Below are 21,490 nucleotides of genomic sequence, written 5' to 3' on the forward strand. Positions count from 1 at the left end.
GGCCGTCTTTCTCCGGCCCTTCCTCTGCCGATGTCGGCTTCGCCGAGACTACGCCTCGATGTCCTCGGGGAGCTCTCCGACCCGGTTCTCCCACTTGGTGGACAGCACGATCGTGGTGCGGGTGCGGGAGACGCCCTTGGTCCCGGACAGCCTGCGGATGGTCCGCTCCAGACCGTCCACGTCCGAGGCGCGCACCTTGAGCATGTAGGAGTCGTCGCCCGCGATGAACCAGCAGTCCTCGATCTCGGCGAGCTCGCGCATCCGCTGCGCCACGTCCTCGTGGTCGGTGGCGTCGGAGAGCTGGATGCCGATCAGCGCGGTGACCCCGAGCCCGAGGGACGCGGCGTCGACGGTCGCGCGATAGCCGGTGATGACACCGGCCGCCTCCAGGCGGTTGATCCGGTCCGTGACGCTGGGTCCGGACAGGCCGACCAGCCTGCCCAGCTCCGCGTACGAGGCCCTGCCGTTCTCCCGCAGCGCCTGGATGAGCTGCCTGTCCACCGCGTCCATATGCCGTACGCCTTCCATTATTCAGAGTTCGAGCGACATTACATGTAGAATCTAAGGCATCAGGGCCACACGCCCTGCAAATTTTCAGGCGATCGGCCTGTTTTCCTCAGGAGATGAGACTCACCGTGTACTCGATCGAGGGTCTTGAAGCCCGCATGCATGAGCTGCGGGACCTGGCCAACCGCTCGCGTGCGAACCACCGGCCCACCTCCCGTGCGGGGCGCCGCGCGGTCGTCGTCGCGGCCCGCGCCGCGATGGCCCGGAAGCGCTGGACGCGCTAACCCCTCCCCCGGTCCCCACCGAGTTCCCCTTCCCACCGGCGGTACAGCTTGTGCGGCACTCCGGCCGCGTCGAGTACCCGCCCCGCGACGAAGTCCACCAGATCCTGGATATGCGTCGCGCCCGCGTAGAACGCCGGAGAGGCGGGCAGTACCACCGCGCCCGCCTCGTCCAGCGAGACCAGGTGCCGGAGGGTCTGACCGTTCAGCGGGGTCTCCCGCACCGCGACCACGAGCGGGCGCCGCTCCTTGAGGGTCACGCTCGCGGCCCGCTGGAGCAGGTCCTTCGACAGCCCCAGCGCCACCCCGGCCACGCACGCCGTGCTCGCCGGGACGATCAGCATCCCCTTGACCTGGTACGAACCGGAGGACGGCCCGGCGGCGAGGTCCCCGGCAGCCCAGTGGCGCACCTCCGCGACCCCGGCCGGCACCTCGAAGGCGTCGGGGGTGCCGTCCGCGCCGCGGGCCAGCCAGCGGCACAGGTCGTCACGCCAGTGCGCGTCCCGGAACGCGATCCCGGTCTCGTCCAGCAGCGTCAGCCGGGACGCCCGGCTGATCACCAGGTCGACGGCCTCCCCCGCGGTCAGCAGCGCGCGCAGCACCGAGGCGGCGAACGGCGTCCCGGACGCGCCGGACACACCGACCACCCAGGGGCGTCGGCTCACCTCTTCGTACGGCTCGTACGGCTCCTGCGGCGGCTCCACACGACCGAGCCTATCCGCCGCCGTCCGGCCGCTCTCACAGGCTCAGCCCCCGCACCAGCAGGTCGAGCAGCGCACAGCAGAACAGCGCGATCCCGATGAAGCCGTTGACCGTGAAGAAGGCCCGGTTCAGCCGTGACAGATCGCCCGGGCGCACGATGCTGTGCTCGTACCCGAAGGCCGCCGTGACGATCACCAGCCCCGTCCAGAAGAACGCTCCGGCGTCCGTGGCCAGCCCGTACCAGACCAGCAGGGCGACGGTGAGCACATGGCAGAACCGCGCGCCGTACAGCGCCCCCGCGATCCCGAAGCGGGCCGGGACCGACCGCACCCCGTGCGCCCGGTCGGCCGCCACGTCCTGGCAGGCGAAGATCAGGTCGAAACCGCCGATCCAGATGCCGACCGCGAGCCCCAGGATCACCGCCTCCCAGGACCATTCACCGGTGACCCCGAGCCAGGCGCCGACCGGGCCCATCGCCTGGGCCAGGCCCAGGATGGCGTGCGGATAGTCGGTGAACCGCTTGCCGTACGGATAGACCACCATCGGCACCACGGCGACCGGCGCCAGCACCAGGCACAGCGGGTTCAGCAGGGCGGCGGCGCCCAGGAAGACCGCGAGCGCGACCAGCGCGCCGCTCCACGCGGTGCGCACCGACACGGCGCCGGTGACCAGTTCACGGCCCGCGGTGCGCGGATTGCGGGCGTCGATCTCACGGTCGATGATCCGGTTCGCGGCCATCGCGAAGGTGCGCAGCCCCACCATCGCCACCGTGATCAGCAGCAGCCGGGTCCAGTGGACGCGCTCGTCCAGCTGGAACATGGCGGTGAGCGCGGCGATGTAGGCGAAGGGCAGCGCGAAGACGGAGTGCTCGATCATCACCAGCCGCAGGAACGACTTGGTGGCCCCGGGGCGCGGCGCGGCAGCGGCGGCGGACGTCACAGCCCGTACTCCTTCCAGCGGCGCGTCACCCGGTCGGATGTCGCGGGATCGGACTCGACCATCCGGGGCCAGCCGCCGTCCCGTGTGTAGCCCTCCTCGGGCCACTTCGCGGTGGCGTCGATCCCCGCCTTGCCACCCCAGAACTGCTGGTACGAGGAGTGGTCGAGATGGTCGACCGGGCCCTCGACCACGGTGAGGTCGCGGGCGTAGTCCGTGTTCCCCAGCGCGCGCCAGGACACCTCGTGGAGGTCGTGCACATCACAGTCGGCGTCCACCACCACGATCAGCTTGGTGAGCGACATCATGTGGGCGCCCCAGATGGCGTGCATCACCTTCTGCGCGTGCTTGGGGTACTTCTTGTCGATCGAGACGATCGCGCAGTTGTGGAAACCGCCGGACTCGGGGAGGTGGTAGTCCACGATGTCGGGGACGACGATCTTGAGCAGCGGGAGGAAGAACCGCTCGGTGGCCCGGCCCAGCGGACCGTCCTCGGTCGGCGGCCGCCCCACCACGATCGACTGCAGCAGCGGCCGCTTGCGCATCGTCACACAGTCGATGGTCAGCGCCGGGAACGGCTCCTGCGGGGTGTAGAAGCCGGTGTGGTCGCCGAACGGGCCCTCCGGCAGCATCTCCCCCGGCTCCAGCCACCCCTCGATGACCACCTCGGCGTTGGCCGGGACCTGGAGCGGCACCGTCTTGCAGTCGACCATCTCGATCCGCTTGCCCTGGAGGAACCCGGCGAAGAGGTACTCGTCGATATCGCCCGGCAGCGGGGCCGTGGAGGCGTACGTCACCGCGGGCGGCGCGCCGAAGGCGATGGCCACCGGCAGCTTCTCACCGCGCCTGGCCGCCACTTGGTAGTGGTTGCGGCTGTCCTTGTGGATCTGCCAGTGCATCCCGATGGTGCGGCGGTCATGGCGCTGGAGGCGGTAGAGGCCGAGGTTGCGCACCCCGGTCTCCGGGTGCTTGGTGTGGGTCAGGCCCAGGTTGAAGAACGAGCCGCCGTCCTCGGGCCAGGTGAACAGCGCCGGGAGCGCCTCCAGGTCCACGTCCTCACCGGTGAGCACGACCTCCTGGACCGGCGCGTCCTTGACCTTCTTCGGCGGTACGTGCGCCATGGCGCCCAGTTTCCCGAACGCCTCGCGGACGCCGACGAAGCCGTGCGGCAGCTCCGGCCTGACCAGTCCGCCGATCTTCTCGCTGATCTCGTCGTAGGAGCGCAGTCCGAGGGACTTCAGCAGCCGGCGGTCGGTGCCGAAGACATTCATCGCCAGCGGCATCGACGAGCCCTTGACGTTCTCGAAGAGCAGCGCGGGACCGCCCGCCTTGTTGACCCTGTCGACGATCTCGCCGATCTCCAGGTGCGGATCGACTTCGGCCTTGACCCGCTTGAGGTCACCTTCCCTGTCCAGCGCCCGCAGAAAGGAACGAAGATCGTCATAAGCCATGCGTCCCAGTATCCGGTACGCACTACCCTGGTCCCGTAACTGGGGCCCGTGCCTTCGGCCCCGAACACCACACGCAGGGGGATCGCCTCATGCTCCGGGTGCTGATGATCCTGGTGCCGCTGGCACTCAGCATCTACGCGTTCATCGACTGCATCACCACCGACGAGCAGGACATCCGCTATCTCCCCAAGCCGATCTGGGCGATTCTGGTGCTGCTGTTCCCGGTCGTCGGCTCGGTCTCCTGGCTGATCGCGGGCCGTAAGCGCGCGGTGGGCGGCGGGGTCCGGGGCGGCGCGCGCGGGGGCGGCGGCTGGGTCGCACCGGATGACAACCCCGAGTTCCTGAAGTCCCTCGGAGGACAGCAGGACCAGCAGGACAGCGGGGAAGCGCAGGAGGCGGCAGAGCGGCCCGCGGAGGACGACGAGCAGCGGCTGAAGAGCTGGGAGGCCGATCTGCGCCGCCGCGAGGAGGAGCTGCGCCGCAAGGGCGAGGCCCCCGGGGACACGAACGAGTGAGACGACACGGCGGGGAGGGGCGCGAGCCGATGTGCTCGCGCCCCTCCCCGCCGTGAGACGTCGACCCGCCGGAGCGGATCGTCCGGCGGTCAGACCCCGGCGTAGGAGTGCTTGCCGGTGACGAAGATGTTCACGCCGTAGTAGTTGAACAGGTAGCAGCCGAACGCGATCAGCGCGAGGTAGGCGGCCTTACGGCCCTTCCAGCCCGCGGTGGCCCGGGCGTGCAGGTAGCCGGCGTAGGCGACCCAGGTGATGAAGGACCAGACCTCCTTGGGGTCCCAGCCCCAGTAACGGCCCCAGGCCGCCTCCGCCCAGATCGCGCCCGCGATGATCGTGAACGTCCACAGCGGGAAGATCGTGGCGTTGATCCGGTACGCGAACTTGTCCAGGGACGCCGCCGAGGGCACCCGCTCCAGGACCGAGGAGGCGAACCGGCCGAACTTCTTCCCCTTGGGGTTCTCCAGCTGCGCCTCGTACCGGTCACGGAAGAGGTAGAGCAGCGTGGAGACGGCGCCGATGTAGAGCGAGGCGCCGGAGACGATCGCGCAGCTGACGTGGATCCACAGCCAGTAGGAGTGCAGCGCGGGGACCAACTGGTCGCTGTCGGTGTACAGGACGGAGACGGCGAGCCCGAGGTCGAGGAGGACCGTGGTGACCAGGGGCAGACCGATCCAGCGCACGTTCTTCTTCAGCGCCAGCAGGGTGAGGTACGTGACGACCGCGACCAGGGCGAAGGTCGTGGAGAACTCGTACATGTTGCCCCACGGGGCCCGCTGCACCGACAGGGCGCGGGTGAGCACGCCCCCGGCGTGGAAGAGCAGGGCCAGCACGGTCAGACCGACCGCGATCCGGCCGTAGACATCGCCCTGTTCACTGCCCCCGGCGGCACCCGGACCGTCCGGGACGTCCCGGCTGCCCGCGGCGGAGCGGGTGATCACCTTGGGCCGCTCCAGGACCGCGGTACCGCCCTTCTCGGCGGTGTTCCCGCCGACCTGGACGGTGACCTGGGCACGCGGGGCGGCGGCCGCCTCGGCGGTGATCGCGGCGGCGGTGCGGCCGACGGCACTGCGGCTGCCGAACACCCACTCGGCGATATGAGCGAGGAAGGCGAGGGTGTAGACCGCCATCGCCGAATAGATCAGCACATTGCTGTAGTGCGCCAGTGTCTCGTTGACTTCGGCGGCGAGGTTCACGCGTGCGCTCCTTCGGATGGATCTGCGGGATCCGTGCCGTCGGCCCCGGGTGCCGGATCGGATTCCGGTTCACCCTCCGACTCGGGTTCCGGCTTCGATTCCGGTGCGGGTTCCGGTTGGCGTTCCGGTTCCGTCCCGGACGCGGGGGAGGTTGCGGCCTCCGACGCGGGGGGCGCGTCGGCTTCCGGCGCGGGCGGCGCGTCGGCCTGGAGGCGGACCGCCAGATCGGCGAGCTCCTCCGGCAGCTTGGCGGACTCGCTGCGGCCGAGCCCGGCCATCTCGACCACGGTGGTGCCGTCCTTGCCGGTCACCGCGCGCACCCACACCCGGCGGCGCTGGATGAACAGGGAGGCGGCCAGACCCACCAGGGCGGCCACGGCGCCGATCAGGGCGCCCTCGGTACCGGGCTTGTGCGAGACCTGGAAGCTGGCCCACTCCTTGACCCCCTCGAACTTCAGGGAGCCCGCGCCGTCGGGCAGCTTCATGGAGTCGCCGACCGCCAGCGCGCGGGCGTACTTGGTCTTGCCGTCGGACTCCATGAACTGCTTCATCCGCGACTTGTCCAGCTGGTACACGCTCTGCGGCGTACCGCCGTTGATGCCCAGGCTGCCGTGGTAGGCGGTGAGCACCAGCGTCGGGTTGTCCAGCGCGGGGAAGACGGAGAACATCCCCTGGCTGCGCACCCAGGTGGGCAGGAACTGGCCCTGGAAGGCGATCTGGTCCTTTTTGCCCGCCTTGTTGCGGTAGTCCGGGACCTTGATGACCATGCTCTCGGTGAGGTTGGCCCCGTCGATCGGCAGACCGGCCACCGGCCCCTTGTAGGCGACCTCGCCCTCCCCGTCCCTGACGGTGACCACCGGGGCGTAGCCGTGGTTCAGCAGGTAGACCTTGGAGCCCGAGACCTCGAGCGGCTCGTTGACCTTGATCCGGGCCTTGCGCTCGGCACCGTCCGCGCCCTGCCAGTAGGTCACGTCCGCGCTGAAGGTGCGCGGGGTGCGCATCTGCGGACCGCTGCGTTCGTAGGTCGCGCGGAAGTCGTCGAGCTCGAAGCCGAACGGGGCCAGGTCGTCCTTGTCGAACAGCTGGCCCGTCTTGAGGTCGTCGAAGCTCACCGCGCTGTTGACGAAGCCGTCGCCCTCCACGACCAGCTTGCTGGCCTCGACCTTCCACAGCTGTCCCGCCGCGAAGGACACCAGCAGCACGATCAGCGAGATGTGGAACACGAGGTTGCCCACCTCGCGCAGATAGCCCTTCTCCGCGGCGACCGCGTCACCCGCGCTCTCGGTGCGGAAGCGGCGCCCCTTCATGACCCGGCGGGCGGCGCGGAGCACCTCCTCCGGCTCGGCGTCGGTGCGCCAGGTCGTATAGGCCGGCAGCCGGGTGAGGCGGCGCGGGGCGCCCGGCGGACGGCCGCGCAGCTGGCCGATGAACTGCCAGGTGCGCGGCACGATGCAGCCGATCAGCGAGATGAACAGCAGGATGTAGATCGCCGAGAACCACACCGAGCTGTAGACGTGGAACAGCTGGAGCTTCTCGTAGACCGGTGTCAGCGTCGGGTGGTCGTCCTTGAAGGTCTGGACCTTGAGCTGATCGATGCTGGTCTGCGGGATCAGCGAACCGGGGATCGCGCCGAGCGAGAGCAGGAAGAGCAGCAGCAGCGCCACCCGCATCGAGGTCAGCTGGCGCCAGAACCAGCGGACCCAGCCCAGCAGCCCCAGCGAGGGGAGGCTGATCTCCTCGGACGGTGCCGTGGACAGCTGTGAACCGGCCGCGCCCAGTTCGCGCTCCTCCGCGCTGGCGCCGCCCGCCGTATCGGCCGCGGTGTCGGTATCGGTGGTGGACATCGATCAGATCCCAACGTTGAAGCCCGCGGCCCAGCTTTGCATTTCGCTCATCATGGTGTCCCAGACACCGGTGAGCATCAGCACCCCCAGGGTGATCAGCAGTCCGCCACCGGCCCGCATCACCCAGACGTAGTGCTGCTTGACCCAGCCGAAGGCGCCGAGCATTCGGCGGTAGGCGAGGGCGACCGCTATGAACGGCAGGCCCAGCCCCAGGCAGTAGGCGGCGACCAGCAGCGCACCGCGCGCCGCTGTCCCCTGCTGGAAGGCGAGGCTGGTGGCGGCGCTGAGCGTCGGCCCGAGACACGGCGTCCATCCGACACCGAACAGGACCCCCAGCACCGGTGCGCCCGCCAGCCCCATGGTCGGCTTGATGTGGAAGCGGAACTCCCGCTGCCCGAACCCCTTGAGGATCCCCATGAAGGCCAGGCCCAGCACGATGGTGATCACCCCGAGGACCTTGCTCAGGGTCTCCCGGTGCGCCTGGAGGTCATTGCCGAAGTTGCCGAACAGGGCCCCGCCGGAGACGAAGACCGCGCTGAACCCGAGGACGAAGAGAGAGGCGCCCGCGAGCATCCGGCCGCGCCGGGCCTCGGCGAGATCGGCACCGGTGATCCCCGTGACGTACGACATGTAGCCGGGCACCAGCGGCAGCACACAGGGGGAGAAGAAGGAGACGAGTCCGGCGAAGACGGCGATCGGCAGGGAGACCAGCAGTCCCCCCGTCATCACGGTCTCGTTGTATCCGGCGACGGCGGCGAGTGTGCTCACGCTCACTTCTCCGCGATCAGCGGGTCGAGCATCGAGCGGAGCCGCTCCTCGCTCAGCGCGGTGAGCGTACGGGCCGCGATCCTGCCGTCCCGGTCCAGGACGATGGTGGAGGGGATGGCCTGCGGGTTGAGGCTGCCCTTGGGGAAGCGCAGCATCAGCTTGCCCATCGGGTCGTACAGGCTCGGGTACTCGACGCCGAACGCCTTCTCGAACCTACGGGCGGGGGCGCGGTCGTTGTCCCGCGTGTTGATCCCCACGAACTCCACGCCGTCGCGCTTGGTGTCCTTCGCGACCTTGGCGAGATTGGGCGCCTCCGCCCGGCACGGCGCGCACCACGAGCCCCAGACGTTCAGGACGACGATCTTGCCCTTGAGGTCGGCCACATCGAGCTGCTCGTCCTCGAGGGTCGTGCCCGACAGCTCGGGGGCCTCGGTGCGCTGTCCCCTGGGCACGGTGTCCACGCCGCCCTTGCCCTGGACGAACTTGGTGTCGGAGGAGCCGCCCGAGGTGCCGCCGGAACCGCAGGCGGTAAGGGTCAGCGCGGCAACCGCGGCCCCAGTGGCCAGCACGGTTGCGCGACGTCGGGTCGCGAGGCGCCGAGGGGCGCGGCAGGCACTCATGTGAAAAGTTTCGCATGGACCTTTTGGGGATCTTCGCCACCCCCCTTCGGCCTGGCGGTCCGGGCCGTTCCCCACCCACGACCCGGACCACCGACACCCGCCCGGCGACCGGTCGGCGGCCGCCGACCGGTCAGCGGTTGGCCCGCCAGGTCTCGCCCACCTCGAACGAGCGCAGCTCCTGCAGTACCGCCGGGTCCTGGGCGTCCATCCAGTCGGTGAACTGCCGGAAGGAGACCAGCCGCACATCCTTGTGCTTCTCGTCCGCCATATGCTTCAGCGCTTCCTCGACGGCATCCATGTAGATACCGCCGTTCCACTGCTCGAAGTGGTTTCCGATGAACAACGGCGCGCGATTGCCCTCATAGGCGCGCCGGAATCCGGCTAGGTACGCCCCGGTGGCCTGCTTGCGCCAGCCCGGGTAGTTGGCCGCCGGCGCGTTCGTGGAATTGCGCGACTGGTTGGCCAGGATGTTGTAGTCCATCGAAAGCACTTCGAAGGAGTGCCCGGGAAAGGGAATCTGCTGCAACGGGAAGTCCCACAGTCCCTGCTTCTTCGAAGGCCACACCTGTCGGCCGCCGGGCGAACTCGCGTCATAGCGCCAGCCCAGCTTCCTGGCCGTCGGCAGCAGGTTGTCCTGACCCTTCAGACAGGGGGTGCGGCCGCCGATGAGTTCCTTGCGGTAGTCGAAGGGCAGCGGATCGAGGTCCTTGAAGCCGGTGTTCGTCCGCCACTTCGTGACGAAGGACACAGCCTGCTCGATCTCGGATTCCCACTGGGCCGGCGTCCAGCGCTCGACCGAACCGCTTCCGGCGCAGAAGTGGCCGTTGAAGTGGGTGCCGATCTCATGGCCCTCCAGCCACGCCTTCCGCACGTTCTCCAGCGTCGCCCTGATGTGCTCATCGGTGAGGTAGCCGATGTCGGAGGCGCCGACCGGGTTGTTCGGCGGCCGGTACATCGACTTCTTCGACTCCGGCAGGCAGTAGATGCCGGAGAGGAAGAAGGTCATGGTCGCGCCGTGGTCCTTGGCCAGCTTGCGGAACCGCGGGAAGAGACCGTTGCCGACCTCTCCCGCGCCGTCCCACGAGAAGATCACGAACTGCGGGGGCTTCTGGCCGCGTTCCAGCCGCTCCGGCTTCGGCTCCTTGGGCCGCTGGGCGCCCCGGGAGGTCGAACCGTCGCCGATCGGCTTCGCCTGCTGCGTCTCCCGCGGCTTGGGCTTGGTGGAGGACCCTGGCGAGGAGCAGCCGGCGACAGCAAGTGACGCCACCGCTCCCGCACCAAGACCGAGGATCCCCCTCCGGCTGACCTCACGCATAACGTCCTCAATTCGCACTCGCCGTACTGGTTGTCCGGGGCTGGCGGACAACCCTTGAGATGACGAGACGAATAGCGGGGTTCCGGAGGGACGCGGTCAATTACACAAGCAACACATTGTCTTCAGGCGATTACCGCGCGCATTGGAACCGATACGCCGGGAAATCCGTCGGAGCCTTATGCGCGTGCCATGAGTTGATCAGGCGCCGAACCCTTTGGACGCCCCTTTCACCGGCTTGGCGCCCGCCAGCAGATGCGCCGGGACGAGATCACGGGCCGGTTCGCTGTAGCCGACCGCCACGATCTGGTCACCGCGGTAGGTGAAGCTGGTGAGGCTCGCCAGCGTGCACTGCCGCTTGCGCGGGTCGTGCCACAGCCGCCGCCGCTCCACGAAGCTGCGCACGATCCAGATCGGCAGCTGATGGCTCACGCACACCGCCTCATGGCCGCGCGCCGCGTCCCGCGCCGCGCCCAGCGCCGCCATCATCCGCACCACCTGGTCGATGTACGGCTCACCCCAGGAAGGGCGGAAGGGGTTGGTGAGATGGCGCCAGTTGGCGGGCTTGCGCAGCGCGCCGTCACCCACGCCGAAGGTCTTGCCCTCGAAGGCGTTCGCCGCCTCGATCAGCCGCCGGTCCGACGCCACGTCCAGACCGTGCGTCTTGCCGATCGGCTCCGCCGTCTCCTGCGCCCGCTCCAGCGGGGAGGCGACGACATGGGTGATGTCACGGTCGGCCAGATGCTCGGCGACCCGGTCGGCCATCCGCCGGCCCAGTTCGGAGAGGTGGTACCCGGGCAGCCGCCCGTACAGCACACCCTCCGGGTTCTCCACCTCACCGTGGCGCATCACATGGACGACGGTGATCTCGTTCTCGCTCTGAGTCATGTCACCCATCATTCAGTCGCCTCGGCGGCGGCCCGCGCCGCCCCCGGCAGAGCCGCGGCCACCCGCTCGAGCGCCCGGTCGTCATGGGCCGTGGAGACGAACCACGACTCGAAGGCGGACGGCGGCAGGTACACCCCCTGCGACAGCATCGAGTGGAAGAACGCGGTGAAGCGGAACGCCTGCTGCGCCTTGGCCTTCTCGTAGTCGGTGACGTCCGCACCGGTGAAGAAGACCGAGAACATGTTGCCCGCGACCTGGAGGCGGTGCTCCACGCCCTCCTTGGCGAGCGCCTCCGTCACCAGCGACCGCAGCCGCTCGGAGAAGGCGTCGACCTGTCCGTACGCCGCGTCGTCCAGCAGCCGCAGCTGCGCCACCCCGGCGGCCGTCGCGACCGGGTTACCGGACAGCGTGCCCGCCTGGTACACCGGTCCGGCCGGGGCCAGCCGCGCCATCACATCGGCGCGCCCGCCGAAGGCCGCGGCCGGGAAGCCGCCGCCCATCACCTTGCCGAAGGTCATCAGGTCCGGCTCCACGCCGTCGAGGCCGTACCAGCCCGCCCGGGAGACCCGGAAGCCGGTCATGACCTCGTCGGAGACGTACAGCGCGCCGTTCTCCGCGCACAGCTGCTTGAGTCCGGCGTTGAACCCCGGCAGCGGCGGCACCACGCCCATGTTGCCCGGCGACGCCTCGGTGATCACACAGGCGATCTCGCCCGGGTGCGCGGCGAACGCCTGCCGCACCGCCTCCAGGTCGTTGTACGGCAGCACGACGGTCTCCCCCGCCTGCGCGCCCGTCACCCCGGGGGTGTCCGGCAGTCCGAAGGTCGCCACACCGGACCCGGCCGACGCCAGCAGCGCGTCCACGTGCCCGTGGTAGCACCCGGCGAACTTGATCACCTTGGCCCGGCCGGTGAACCCGCGGGCCAGCCGGATCGCCGACATCGTCGCCTCGGTGCCCGACGACACCAGGCGCACCTGCTCGACGGGCCCGACCCGGCCCACGATCTCCTCGGCGAGCTCCACCTCGCCCTCACCGGGCGTACCGAAGGACGTACCGCGTGCGACGGCGGCCTGCACGGCCGCCGTGACCTCGGGGTGGGAATGGCCGAGGATCATCGGTCCCCACGAGCACACGAGGTCGACATACTCCCTTCCGTCGGCATCCGTGAGGTACGGACCGGCACCGGACACCATGAATCGGGGCGTACCTCCCACGGCGCGGAAGGCCCGCACCGGAGAGTTCACGCCGCCGGGCGTCACGACCGCCGCGCGATCGAAAAGCGTCTGCGAAACTGGGGCTGCGTACGGATAGCTCACGCAAGCCATGTTGTCAGAGGCTGACGGAGTCCTGCCGTGGGGCGTTTCACCGCTCCGGTGCGGGGGAGGTCTCTCTCACATTGATCGGGTTGCGCGGTGGTGGCCGCGAGTGGTCGGGTGGAGATATGCATCGCGGTGGCGATTTGGGTGAGGGGACTGACGACCGAGGCCCCGAGCGTGCCCGCCCCGGACGCCATCGGCGGGAGAATGCGGGCAGGGCAAGCAGAAGCGGGGGCCGCATGGGGGTGACCTACAAGTACTTCGGCGCGCCCGACGGGGCCACCGCGGCGCGGGTGCCCATCTCCATGCGCCCCGAGGAACTCGGCGGTGACGAGCTAGGCCACGGCATGTTCACCAAGATCAAGCCGGAGACGGTGGCCGCGATGGTCCTCACCGGTATCGAGGGCGTCCCCCTCCACAAGGTCCCCCCGCTCGAACTGGTCGTCCTCCACCCCGACTACGCCGTCGTCAAGCTCCCGATGACCGCCGTCGACCCGCTGCGCGGCGTGGGCGAGGAAGCGGTCGGCGCCGCCGCCTTCATCTGGTCCACCGTCCCCGACCGCGGCGGCCCCCGCGACGCCTTCACCGTCTACCAACTCCTCCACGAGTGGCAGGACTTCAGCCATCGGCTGCACGAGGCGGGACACCAGCCGTACTGCCTGGTGTGGCCGTGACGCTTCAGGGCCGGGACAGGTAGTCCGCCAGAGTTTCGCGGCGGCGCTGGAGGGTCGCGATGCGGTCGTCGGTGGCCGTCAACTCCCGTGCCAGCGTGGAGCGCAGATCCGCGCACCATTCGAAGTGCGGCTGCTCGCCCCGGACGCAGGGCAGGACATCGCGGATGACCTCGGTGGACAGGCCCGCCTCCAGGAGACCGCGGACCTGGTGGACGGTGAGCACCGCGTCCTCGTCGTACGCACGGTAGCCGTTGGAGCCGCGGCGGGCGGTGAGGAGGCCCTGCTGCTCGTAGTAGCGCAGCAGGCGGCGGCTGACGCCGGTGCGCCGGGAGAGCTCTCCGATCAGCATCCGGTCCGTCCCGTCCCCTTCGGAGTTGACCTTGTCATCGATGTGAAGGCTTAACGTCGCCGTGGGCGTGGGCATTCCGCGCCGGGGCGTTCCAACGGGTCAACGGGGTGAGCTATGAGCAGGTATGTCGTTCAGCGCAATGGGGTGGCGGCGTCCGTCGAGGAGTTGGCGCCGCTCGCGTTCGCGGGGTACGCCCACTTCACCGCGGCGCAGGTGCGTGAGGGCGGGGTGCGGGGGCTCGATCTCCATCTGCGCCGGCTGCGGGCGGCCTCGGAGGAGATGTTCGGGACGGCGCTGCCGGACGAGCGGGTGCGTGAGCTCCTGCGGGCCGCGCTGGAGGCGGGCGGGGCGTCCGATGTCTCGCTGAGGGCCACGGTGTACTCCCCCGTCGGCGAGTTCAGCACGGACGAGATCGGGCCGGAGCTCGACCTGCTGGTCAGCACGGGGCCGCCCGCGGACGGGCCCGCGGGACCGCTGGCCATGGAGACCGTGGAGTACGAGCGGGTCCTCCCGGCCGTGAAACACGTCGGTGAGGTGGCCAAGACGTACTACCCGCGGCAGGCGGTGCGGCGCGGCTTCGACGACACCGCCTTCGTCGACCGGCGGGGACGGCTCAGCGAGGCGTCGATCTGGAACCTGGCCTTCTGGGACGGCTCCGCCGTGGTGTGGCCCGTGGCCGACGTACTGGGCGGGGTGACGATGGGGATCCTCCGGCGTCAGCTGGAGCGGCTCGGGGCGCCGCAGCGGGACGCGGAGATCACGCTCGCCGATCTGCCGGGGCTGGCGGGGGCCGTGGTCATGAACTCCTGGACACCGGGGGTCTCCGTGAACCGCGTCGACGGGACGTCCGTCCCCGAGGCGCCCGCCTTCCTGGAGCTGCTGCACCGGGCCTACGAGGCCGAACCGCTCATCGCGCCGTGAGACAACGGCATGACGCCCGGCCGGGGCTGCCCCCGCCGGGCGTCATCCATGATCTGGCGCTCAGCCGCCGTGGTGACCGTGCCCGGCGTGGTCGTTGTGCTTCTCCACCTGGGTGGTGCTCAGCACACAGCCGGTCTTCGGGTCGATCTGCACCCGCTTGACGACGTGGTCACACTCGACCTCGACCGCCCACACCAGGCGCTTCTTCTGGTGTTGAGGAGCCCTGTCGGCCTTGTGCTGCGCGTCCTCCGGGGGGCAGTCCTCGACCAGCTCGGCGCTGACGGCCCGGCCCCCGACCTCGCACTCGGCGATCCGGAGCGCGTCGGCGAGGGTCACAGAGCCGTTGTGCTTCTTCTCCTCGGCCTTCGGAGCCTTGTGGGTCTGGTGGTCCTGGTGGTGAGACGGGTCACCGTGGTGGTCGCCGTGGGCGGGACGCATCGCGCTGCGGTCCTGCGCCTGCGGTGCGGCCTGGGGCATGGCACGCAGCTGGGGTCCGTCCCCGTAGTGGCCCTCGTCGCGGGTGCCGGCCTCGTCACGGCCCTGGTCGTCACGGCCCTCGTCGTAGCGGCCCTGGTCGTCGCGGCCTTCGTCGTAGCGGCCCTGGTCGTCACGGCCCTCGTCGTAGCGGCCCTGGTCATCACGGCCCTGGTCGTAACCACCCTGGTCGTCACGGCCCTGGTCGTCGCGGCCCTGGTCGTAACCACCCTGGTCGTCGCGGCCCTGGTCGTCGCGGCCCTGGTCGTCACGGCCCTGGTCGTCACGGCCCTGGTCGTAACCACCCTGGTCGTCACGGCCCTGGTCGTCACGACCCTGGTCGTCACGGCCCTGGTCGTCACGACCCTCGTCATGGCGACCGCTGTCGTAGCGGCCCTCGCCGTTCTCGCCGTACTGCTCGCGCTGGCCGTTGTCCCCCTGCTCCTCGCGCTGTTCCTCCTGCTGCCCCTGCTGCTCGCGCGGGCCGCTCTGCTCGCGCTGCTGCTCGTGCTGCCCGTGGTGCTCGCGCTGGCCGTGCTCCTCGCGCTGCTCACGCTGCTCGCTCTGCTCGCTCTGCTCCTGCTGACGGCCATCCCCATGTTCATGCCCGTGCTCATGGTGCTTCCGCGGCTCCTGGGACCGCTGCTCGCACGAACCGTTCGACTTCGGGTGCGAGGCCGTGGCCCACGCGGCCGTCGGAGCGCCGGTCACCAGCGCCGCCGCCGCGACGGCACTTGCCGAGACGACGCCCCAGCGGCGGAAGGACCGACGGGGCCGCTGCATGAATCTGTTCTGCTGCGTCATGGGCTGAATTCACTCCTTGGGCATGGGGATGCTCCTCCGCCGGCGCCACGCCGGTCGCTGTGCTCCCTTCCCCAGGCCCCCGAGCCCGTAGCGGTTTCCGATCTTGAGTCCCCTGATTGGAGGAAAATCTGACCGTCATATCCTGCGTACGGATCATGCGCGGACGGAGCAGTCCGCATCCAGGCGCGAAGCTCGCCATCGGATACGTCACAGGAGGGCCGATGACCACCCGTACCGCAGTCATCACCGGCGCCAGCAGCGGCATCGGCGCCGCGACCGCCCGCCGGCTCGCCGCCGCCGGTTTCCGCGTCGTCCTCACCGCGCGCCGCGCGGACCGGATCGAAGCGCTCGCCGCCGAGCTGACGGAGGCGGGCCACGAGGCCCAGGCGCACATCCTGGACGTCACCGACCGCGAGGCCGTGAACGCGTTCGCCGCCTCCCTCGACCGCTGCGACGTCCTGGTGAACAACGCGGGCGGCGCCGTCGGCACCGAGACCGTCGCCAAGGCCGAGCCGGACGACTGGCGGGCGATGTTCGAGGTGAATGTACTGGGCGTCCTCCAGGTCACCCAGGCCCTGCTGCCCGCGCTCACCGCGTCCGGCGACGGCACGGTCGTCGTGATGTCCTCGACGGCGGGCCATCTCGCGTACGAGGGCGGCGGCGGATACGTGGCCGCCAAGCACGGGGCGCACGCCATCGCCGCCACCCTGCGGCTGGAACTGTGCGGTGAGCCGGTGCGGGTCATCGAGATCGCGCCGGGCATGGTCAAGACGGACGAGTTCGCGGTGAAGCGGTTCCGCGGTGACGCGTCGAAGGCCGCGGCCGTCTACGAGGGCGTCGCCGAGCCGCTCACCGCGGACGACGTCGCCGACACCGTGGAGTGGGCCGTCACCCGGCCCTCCCACGTGAACATCGATCTGCTGGTGGTCCGGCCCCGCGCCCAGGCAGCCCAGCACAAGGTCCACCGCGAGCGCTGACCGGAAAAGGGCCCGCGGAAGCGGGCCCCGGACCAGCCGGTCGGGAAGAACGCACAGGTGCCCGGCCCCCACCCCCGTCGCGGGGCCGGGCACCCCGGCCCGGCCCGTCGTCCGGACCGGGTCTCCGCCCGGTCCGGGACACCACTTCCCGGATCGGGCCGTCAGCCCTTCACACACACCACCTGCTTGAGCCTCGCCACCACCTCGACGAGGTCCCGCTGCTGGTCGATGACCTTCTCGATCGGCTTGTACGCACCCGGGATCTCATCCACGACGCCGGAGTCCTTACGGCACTCCACGCCCCGCGTCTGCTCCTCCAGGTCCCGTGTCGAGAAGCGCTTCTTCGCCGCGTTGCGGCTCATCCTCCGGCCCGCGCCGTGCGAGGCCGAGTTGAACGACGCCGCGTTCCCCAGGCCGCGCACGATGTACGAACCGGTGCCCATCGAGCCCGGGATGATCCCGTAGTCACCGCTGCCCGCGCGGATCGCGCCCTTGCGGGTGACCAGCAGGTCCACGTCCTCGTAACGCTCCTCGGCCACGTAGTTGTGGTGGCAGGAGATCACCGGCTCGAAGACCGGCCTGGCCTTCTTGAACTCCCGGCGGACCACGTCCTGGAAGAGCGCCATCATGATCGAGCGGTTGTACTTCGCGTACTCCTGCGCCCAGAAGAGATCGTGCCGGTACGCCGCCATCTGCGGGGTGTCCGCGATGAAGACGGCCAGGTCGCGGTCGACCAGGTTCTGGTTGTGCGGGAGCTTCCGGGCCTCGCCGATGTGGTACTCGGCCAGTTCCTTGCCGATGTTGCGGGAGCCGGAGTGGAGCATCAGCCAGACCGAGCCCTCGTCATCGAGACAGAACTCAATGAAGTGGTTTCCCGAACCGAGCGAACCCATCTGCTTGGTGGCCCGGTCCTGACGGAACTTGACCGCCTCGGCGACACCGTCGAAGCGCCCCCAGAAGTCGTCCCATGTCGCGGTCGGGAATCCATGCAAACGGCCCGGGTCCACCGGATCGTCGTGCATCCCCCGGCCCACCGGGATCGCCTGCTCGATCTTGGACCGCAGCCGCGACAGATCTCCGGGCAGGTCGTTCGCGGTGAGCGAGGTCTTGACCGCGGACATACCGCAGCCGATGTCGACGCCGACCGCCGCCGGACACACCGCACCCCGCATCGCGATCACCGAGCCGACCGTGGCGCCCTTGCCGTAGTGCACATCGGGCATCACGGCCAGGCCCTTGATCCACGGCAGGGTGGCGACGTTGCGCAGCTGCTGCATGGCGACGTCCTCGACCGTCGTGGGATCCGTCCACATACGGATCGGGACGTTCGCCCCGGACACCTCGACGTACGACATGATTTACCCATTCCCCCGTGAAAGACAGAAAACGCAAAAACCGGGCCTATGCCTCATTGAAGGCGGTCGACCGGCAGGCACGGCAGCGCGTGCGGTAGACATTGTGTCCAGCCACCGCCTCCGGGCGGCAAGCAGTTTTCGCTCGAAGGGACACGGACAGTGCAGCCAGCGCAGCGAAGGGCGTACGGACGGCGAGCCACCCCGGCCGTCGCCGTGCTCATCGGCGTGCTCGCGGCCGTCGGGCTCAGCGGATGCACCGGCTCCGGCTCGGAGCCCAGCGGGGACGACGGCTCCTCGGACGACGCGGGCCAGCAGGTCTCGGCCGAGCCCGGCCGCTACCGGTCACTGCCCGAGGCGTGCGACGCCGTGAGCACCAAAACCCTCCAGACGCTGCTGCCCGGTGGCGAGGAGGAGGACAAGGCGTACGAGGGCCAGGCGACGCTCACCTTCGACACCGACCGGCGCGACGGCTGCCGCTGGAAGATGGAGACGTCCGCCGGCACCCGCTATCTGACCTTGGACTTCGAGCGCGTGGTCTCGTACGACCCGGCCGTCAGCGATGACGACCGGGCACAGGAGACCTACGAGGAGAAGGCCGTCGCGGCGCACATCCCGGACGCCCCGAGCAGTCCCACGCCCACCGGCGACGGTTCCGATACGCCCGACGCGGCGTCCGACGACGAGGGCGGCAGCGGCGACGACGGCGCGGTCGCCGGTTCGGAGCCCGGCTCCGCCACGGACGACACCGGCAAGAAGGACGGCAAGTCAGGCAAGGGCGACAAAACCCCGAAGAGTGATGAGTCGCCTGAAAGCGATGAAAGTGCCGCCGAGGACGAGGACACCGCGGACACCGCACCGCGCCGTCTCGACGACCTCGCCGATGACGCTTTCCTCAATGACCAGCTGATCACCAAGGACTCCGGGGTGCACCGTGACATCACCGTGGTGTTCCGGTCCTCGAATGTGATTGCCACCATTCGCTACAACCAGTGGTCGACCGACAAGAAGAGCATTCCCGGTAGCGAAGAACTGCAGGAAAACGCCGAAGACTTGGCCCAGGAGCTGACCGACACCCTGAACGAATAGCGGGCCCGGCAGCACCCGCGGAATGACCTCGGACACCCCGCGAAGACCTCGGAGATTGGGACGCCCGCGCGTCGGCCGCGTACCGTGCCGACTAATGACGCGGGCGGTACGTCCGCCCATCGACAGAGAATGAGCGAAGGACCCATGCACCGTTCAGCCCCGCGACTCGCCCGAATACTCGCCTGCGCGACCGTACCTGTGGTGCTGGTGGCAGGTTGCTCGTCCGGTTCCGATGACGACAAGAAGAACGCGGACAGTCCGTCCAGATCTTCCTCGCCCAGTCCCACCCCGACCGTAGCGGCAGCAAAGTTCAGCAAGCTGCCCGATGTCTGCACCTCCCTGTCGGGGAAGACCGTCGGCGAGCTCGTGCCGAAGGCGGAGAGCAAGAAGGGCAAGGCGTTGCCCTCGGCGGACACCAACACGTCCGCGAGCTGTCTGTGGAGCGGCCTCGACGGATTCAAGTACCGGTCGCTGACCATCTCCCTCAAGCTCTTCCACTCCGACTCCGGAATGGGCACCGGGGACAAACGCGCCCAGGCGTACGCGGGCCAGCAGGCCACCAAGGCCGCCACGGCCGACGGCGCCAAGGACGCCAAGACCGAGCAGGCCGGGGCCATCGGCGACGCGGCGACCACGGTCAGCACCAAGAGCAAGAAGGACGGCGACGACTTCCGTAACCAGACGGTCGTCGCCCGTACGGCCAACGTCGTCGTGGTGATCGAATACGACGGTGCCGGTTACGAGACCGCCAAGGCACCCGATGCCGGCGATCTGATGAAGGACGCCAAGGCCGCGGCCAAGGAGGTCGTGGAGTCCGTCGCCAAGGGTGACCAGGGCGACAAGGGCACGTCGAGCGACTCCAGTGACGCGAACGGCTCCGGAAAGTCGGACGACAAGTCCGGCGACAAGTCCGGCGACAGCGGCTCCTCCGACAAGAGCAAGAAGAAGAGCGGCGCCTGAGCCCTCCCGCCACCCCTTCCCGTCCACGGCGCTTGACGTGTATGCGACGCTGGGCGCGCTGTTGCCAAGGACGGGGAGGGATCGCGGGTGGCCGCGATGCAATTGACACGCACGCATCGAATACTGATCGGGGTGGTCGTCGCCGGAGCGGTGGTGATCGCCGCGATCGGCTTCGCCGGCTCCTACGCGGCCGTGCGCGATCTGGCACATGACAAGGGTTTCGGGGACTTCGCCAACGTCTTTCCCATCGGCATCGACGCCGGGATCGTCGTGCTGCTCGCGCTGGATCTGCTGCTCACCTGGATCCGGATCCCCTTCCCTCTGCTCCGCCAGACGGCCTGGCTGCTGACCGCCGCCACGATCGCCTTCAACGGCGCGGCCGCCTGGCCCGATCCGCTCGGCGTCGGCATGCACGCGGTCATCCCGGTGCTCTTCGTGGTGTCCGTCGAGGCGGCGCGACACGCGGTCGGCCGGATCGCCGACATCACCGCCGACCGCCATATGGAGTCGGTCCGCATCGCCCGCTGGCTCCTCGCGCCGGTGCCCACCTTCCGGCTCTGGCGCCGGATGAAGCTGTGGGAACTGCGCTCCTACGACGAGGTCATCAAGCTGGAGCAGGACCGGCTGGTCTACCGCGCCCGGCTGCGGGCCCGCTACGGGCGCGCCTGGCGCCGCAAGGCGCCCGTCGAGTCGCTGATGCCGCTGCGGCTGGCGCGATACGGGGTGCCGCTGGCGGACACCGCCCCGGCCGGACTGGCCGCGGCCGGTCTGGAGGCGACCGCGGTCCTGCCCTCCGCACTACCGGCCGGTACGGGCGCGGGGTCGTCCGATGCGGTGGGCGCGGACGGCGCCACCGGCGCGGCGGTGTACGACGCTCCCGGAGCCGAGACCGGCGCGCCGGGGACCCCGGGCGCCCCCACCGCGCCCGGCGCGGTCTCCGCCCCCGGAGCCGCCGGGCAGCCCGGCGGTGTCGATGTGCCCGGTGCCCCGGGTGCCGGTCCGGCGGCCCCGGCGCCGGCTCCCGCCGGACCGCAGGAACTGCCGCTCTCCCTGCCGCTGCCGGTCTACCAGCAGACCGGTTACCAGCAGGCCGCGTACCAGCAGCCGGTCACCGCCGACCCGGCACCGCAGCCGCAGCCGGGGCAGCAGCCGGAGGTGCCCGATCAGCAGCAGGTGACCGTGCCCGTGAGCCCCGGCCGGGTGCGCCAGCTCGGCGGTCAGGGCGTGCTGCACGGCCAGGGCGCCTATGTCCCCGAACAGCGCGAGCCGGAGTCGTACCCCGGTTACGAGACGGTGGGTCAGCCGCTGACCCAGCTGCCGGAGGATGTCCCCCAGGACGAGGTGTTCTACGGCGCCTTCCGCCAGTACACCGCCGACAACCGCCGGTTCCCCTCGGCCTTCCAGTTCGGACAGCTGCTCCGGGAGACCTACGGCATCAGCGAGCTGAACAACAACGAGCTGATGGCCTACATCAAGGACTTCAAGGAGCGCATGCAGGCCGAGCAGATCCCGTAGGGCGGCCGGCCACGGAAGTCCATCCGTACACGCCGAAGGGGG

At 69.8% G+C, this 21,490-nt stretch carries 22 protein-coding genes; 8 read left to right on the forward strand and 14 right to left on the reverse strand.

The features are described 5' to 3' along the window. Nucleotides 1-48 precede the first annotated feature (48 nt). Nucleotides 49-510 carry an Lrp/AsnC family transcriptional regulator gene (locus tag AC07FT_RS25310; protein ID WP_362430894.1) on the reverse strand — a complete coding sequence of 154 codons (462 nt, stop codon included), beginning with the start codon at nucleotides 508-510 and terminating at the stop codon, nucleotides 49-51. Between the two features lie 113 nt (nucleotides 511-623). Here AC07FT_RS25310 and AC07FT_RS25315 point away from each other — a divergent pair, with 113 nt between their 5' ends. Then, nucleotides 624-791, forward strand: coding sequence for a hypothetical protein (locus AC07FT_RS25315; protein WP_254746443.1), 168 nt, complete (start codon nucleotides 624-626; stop codon nucleotides 789-791). On the opposite strand, the gene AC07FT_RS25320 is transcribed toward AC07FT_RS25315, so the two are convergent. The 3 genes from AC07FT_RS25320 to AC07FT_RS25330 are packed head-to-tail and all read right to left on the reverse strand — an operon-like array spanning nucleotide 788 to nucleotide 3,877. Then, nucleotides 788-1,492, reverse strand: a complete 705-nt coding sequence (locus AC07FT_RS25320) for a UbiX family flavin prenyltransferase (RefSeq protein ID WP_254746445.1) — start codon at nucleotides 1,490-1,492, stop codon at nucleotides 788-790. The two genes, AC07FT_RS25315 and AC07FT_RS25320, sit on opposite strands and share 4 nt — an antisense overlap. Nucleotides 1,493-1,526: 34 nt before the next feature. Beyond that, a complete protein-coding gene (gene mqnP, locus AC07FT_RS25325) occupies nucleotides 1,527-2,429 on the reverse strand; it encodes a menaquinone biosynthesis prenyltransferase MqnP (RefSeq protein WP_471202782.1) in 903 nt (300 codons plus the stop codon). Continuing rightward, the gene (locus AC07FT_RS25330) at nucleotides 2,426-3,877 is read right to left on the reverse strand and encodes a menaquinone biosynthesis decarboxylase (RefSeq protein WP_254746449.1); all 1,452 of its coding nucleotides are present in this window, start codon (nucleotides 3,875-3,877) and stop codon (nucleotides 2,426-2,428) included. Before AC07FT_RS25330 ends, mqnP begins: the two co-directional genes overlap by 4 nt. Before the next feature lie 89 nt (nucleotides 3,878-3,966). Here AC07FT_RS25330 and AC07FT_RS25335 point away from each other — a divergent pair, with 89 nt between their 5' ends. Next, entirely contained in the window at nucleotides 3,967-4,392 is a 426-nt protein-coding gene (locus AC07FT_RS25335) for a PLD nuclease N-terminal domain-containing protein (protein WP_479178196.1), read from the forward strand. Between the two features lie 89 nt (nucleotides 4,393-4,481). Here the strand turns inward: AC07FT_RS25335 and ccsB are convergent, their stop codons facing one another. The 7 genes from ccsB to hemL form a co-directional block, all read right to left on the reverse strand. Then, nucleotides 4,482-5,585: a c-type cytochrome biogenesis protein CcsB gene (gene ccsB / locus AC07FT_RS25340; RefSeq protein ID WP_479178197.1), complete on the reverse strand. Its 1,104-nt coding sequence runs from the start codon at nucleotides 5,583-5,585 to the stop codon at nucleotides 4,482-4,484. After that, complete coding sequence (gene resB / locus AC07FT_RS25345; protein ID WP_479178198.1) at nucleotides 5,582-7,429, reverse strand: cytochrome c biogenesis protein ResB; 1,848 nt, start codon at nucleotides 7,427-7,429, stop codon at nucleotides 5,582-5,584. The genes ccsB and resB overlap by 4 nt, the downstream gene beginning before the upstream one ends. Nucleotides 7,430-7,432: 3 nt before the next feature. Further along, entirely contained in the window at nucleotides 7,433-8,197 is a 765-nt protein-coding gene (locus AC07FT_RS25350; RefSeq protein WP_254746457.1) for a cytochrome c biogenesis CcdA family protein, read from the reverse strand. Nucleotides 8,198-8,199: 2 nt separating this feature from the next. Then, on the reverse strand, nucleotides 8,200-8,817 hold the full coding sequence (locus tag AC07FT_RS25355; protein WP_479178199.1) for a TlpA family protein disulfide reductase: 618 nt from the start codon (nucleotides 8,815-8,817) through the stop codon (nucleotides 8,200-8,202). A 130-nt stretch (nucleotides 8,818-8,947) separates the two neighbouring features. Continuing rightward, nucleotides 8,948-10,132, reverse strand: a complete 1,185-nt coding sequence (locus tag AC07FT_RS25360) for a polysaccharide deacetylase family protein (protein ID WP_479178200.1) — start codon at nucleotides 10,130-10,132, stop codon at nucleotides 8,948-8,950. Nucleotides 10,133-10,330: 198 nt separating this feature from the next. Continuing rightward, complete coding sequence (locus AC07FT_RS25365) at nucleotides 10,331-11,017, reverse strand: histidine phosphatase family protein (RefSeq protein WP_471202772.1); 687 nt, start codon at nucleotides 11,015-11,017, stop codon at nucleotides 10,331-10,333. Nucleotides 11,018-11,025: 8 nt separating this feature from the next. Continuing rightward, nucleotides 11,026-12,342: a glutamate-1-semialdehyde 2,1-aminomutase gene (gene hemL, locus AC07FT_RS25370; protein WP_479178201.1), complete on the reverse strand. Its 1,317-nt coding sequence runs from the start codon at nucleotides 12,340-12,342 to the stop codon at nucleotides 11,026-11,028. Between the two features lie 116 nt (nucleotides 12,343-12,458). On the opposite strand from hemL, the gene AC07FT_RS25375 reads away from it, so the two are divergent. Beyond that, nucleotides 12,459-13,007, forward strand: coding sequence for a hypothetical protein (locus AC07FT_RS25375; protein ID WP_479178202.1), 549 nt, complete (start codon nucleotides 12,459-12,461; stop codon nucleotides 13,005-13,007). A 4-nt stretch (nucleotides 13,008-13,011) separates the two neighbouring features. Here the strand turns inward: AC07FT_RS25375 and AC07FT_RS25380 are convergent, their stop codons facing one another. Next, entirely contained in the window at nucleotides 13,012-13,356 is a 345-nt protein-coding gene (locus AC07FT_RS25380; protein ID WP_254746593.1) for a MerR family transcriptional regulator, read from the reverse strand. Nucleotides 13,357-13,470: 114 nt separating this feature from the next. On the opposite strand from AC07FT_RS25380, the gene AC07FT_RS25385 reads away from it, so the two are divergent. Then, complete coding sequence (locus AC07FT_RS25385) at nucleotides 13,471-14,277, forward strand: aminotransferase class IV family protein (protein ID WP_479178203.1); 807 nt, start codon at nucleotides 13,471-13,473, stop codon at nucleotides 14,275-14,277. A 60-nt stretch (nucleotides 14,278-14,337) separates the two neighbouring features. Here AC07FT_RS25385 and AC07FT_RS25390 read toward each other — a convergent pair whose 3' ends face one another. Further along, nucleotides 14,338-15,555 (reverse strand): PepSY domain-containing protein, encoded by a 1,218-nt coding sequence (locus AC07FT_RS25390; protein ID WP_479178204.1) that lies wholly within the window; start codon nucleotides 15,553-15,555, stop codon nucleotides 14,338-14,340. Between the two features lie 221 nt (nucleotides 15,556-15,776). On the opposite strand from AC07FT_RS25390, the gene AC07FT_RS25395 reads away from it, so the two are divergent. Further along, on the forward strand, nucleotides 15,777-16,532 hold the full coding sequence (locus AC07FT_RS25395; protein ID WP_479178205.1) for an SDR family NAD(P)-dependent oxidoreductase: 756 nt from the start codon (nucleotides 15,777-15,779) through the stop codon (nucleotides 16,530-16,532). 161 nt (nucleotides 16,533-16,693) lie between these two features. Here the strand turns inward: AC07FT_RS25395 and AC07FT_RS25400 are convergent, their stop codons facing one another. Continuing rightward, a complete protein-coding gene (locus AC07FT_RS25400; RefSeq protein WP_471202762.1) occupies nucleotides 16,694-17,887 on the reverse strand; it encodes an RtcB family protein in 1,194 nt (397 codons plus the stop codon). Between the two features lie 159 nt (nucleotides 17,888-18,046). Here AC07FT_RS25400 and AC07FT_RS25405 point away from each other — a divergent pair, with 159 nt between their 5' ends. The 3 genes from AC07FT_RS25405 (at nucleotide 18,047) to AC07FT_RS25415 (ending at nucleotide 21,448) form a co-directional block, all read left to right on the forward strand. Further along, nucleotides 18,047-18,973, forward strand: coding sequence for a DUF3558 domain-containing protein (locus AC07FT_RS25405; RefSeq protein ID WP_479178206.1), 927 nt, complete (start codon nucleotides 18,047-18,049; stop codon nucleotides 18,971-18,973). A 144-nt stretch (nucleotides 18,974-19,117) separates the two neighbouring features. Beyond that, entirely contained in the window at nucleotides 19,118-19,933 is an 816-nt protein-coding gene (locus AC07FT_RS25410) for a hypothetical protein (protein WP_479178207.1), read from the forward strand. 87 nt (nucleotides 19,934-20,020) lie between these two features. Continuing rightward, nucleotides 20,021-21,448 carry a DUF2637 domain-containing protein gene (locus AC07FT_RS25415; RefSeq protein WP_479178208.1) on the forward strand — a complete coding sequence of 476 codons (1,428 nt, stop codon included), beginning with the start codon at nucleotides 20,021-20,023 and terminating at the stop codon, nucleotides 21,446-21,448. Nucleotides 21,449-21,490 lie beyond the last annotated feature (42 nt).

The organism is Streptomyces sp. NPDC045899 (genome assembly GCF_056431485.1).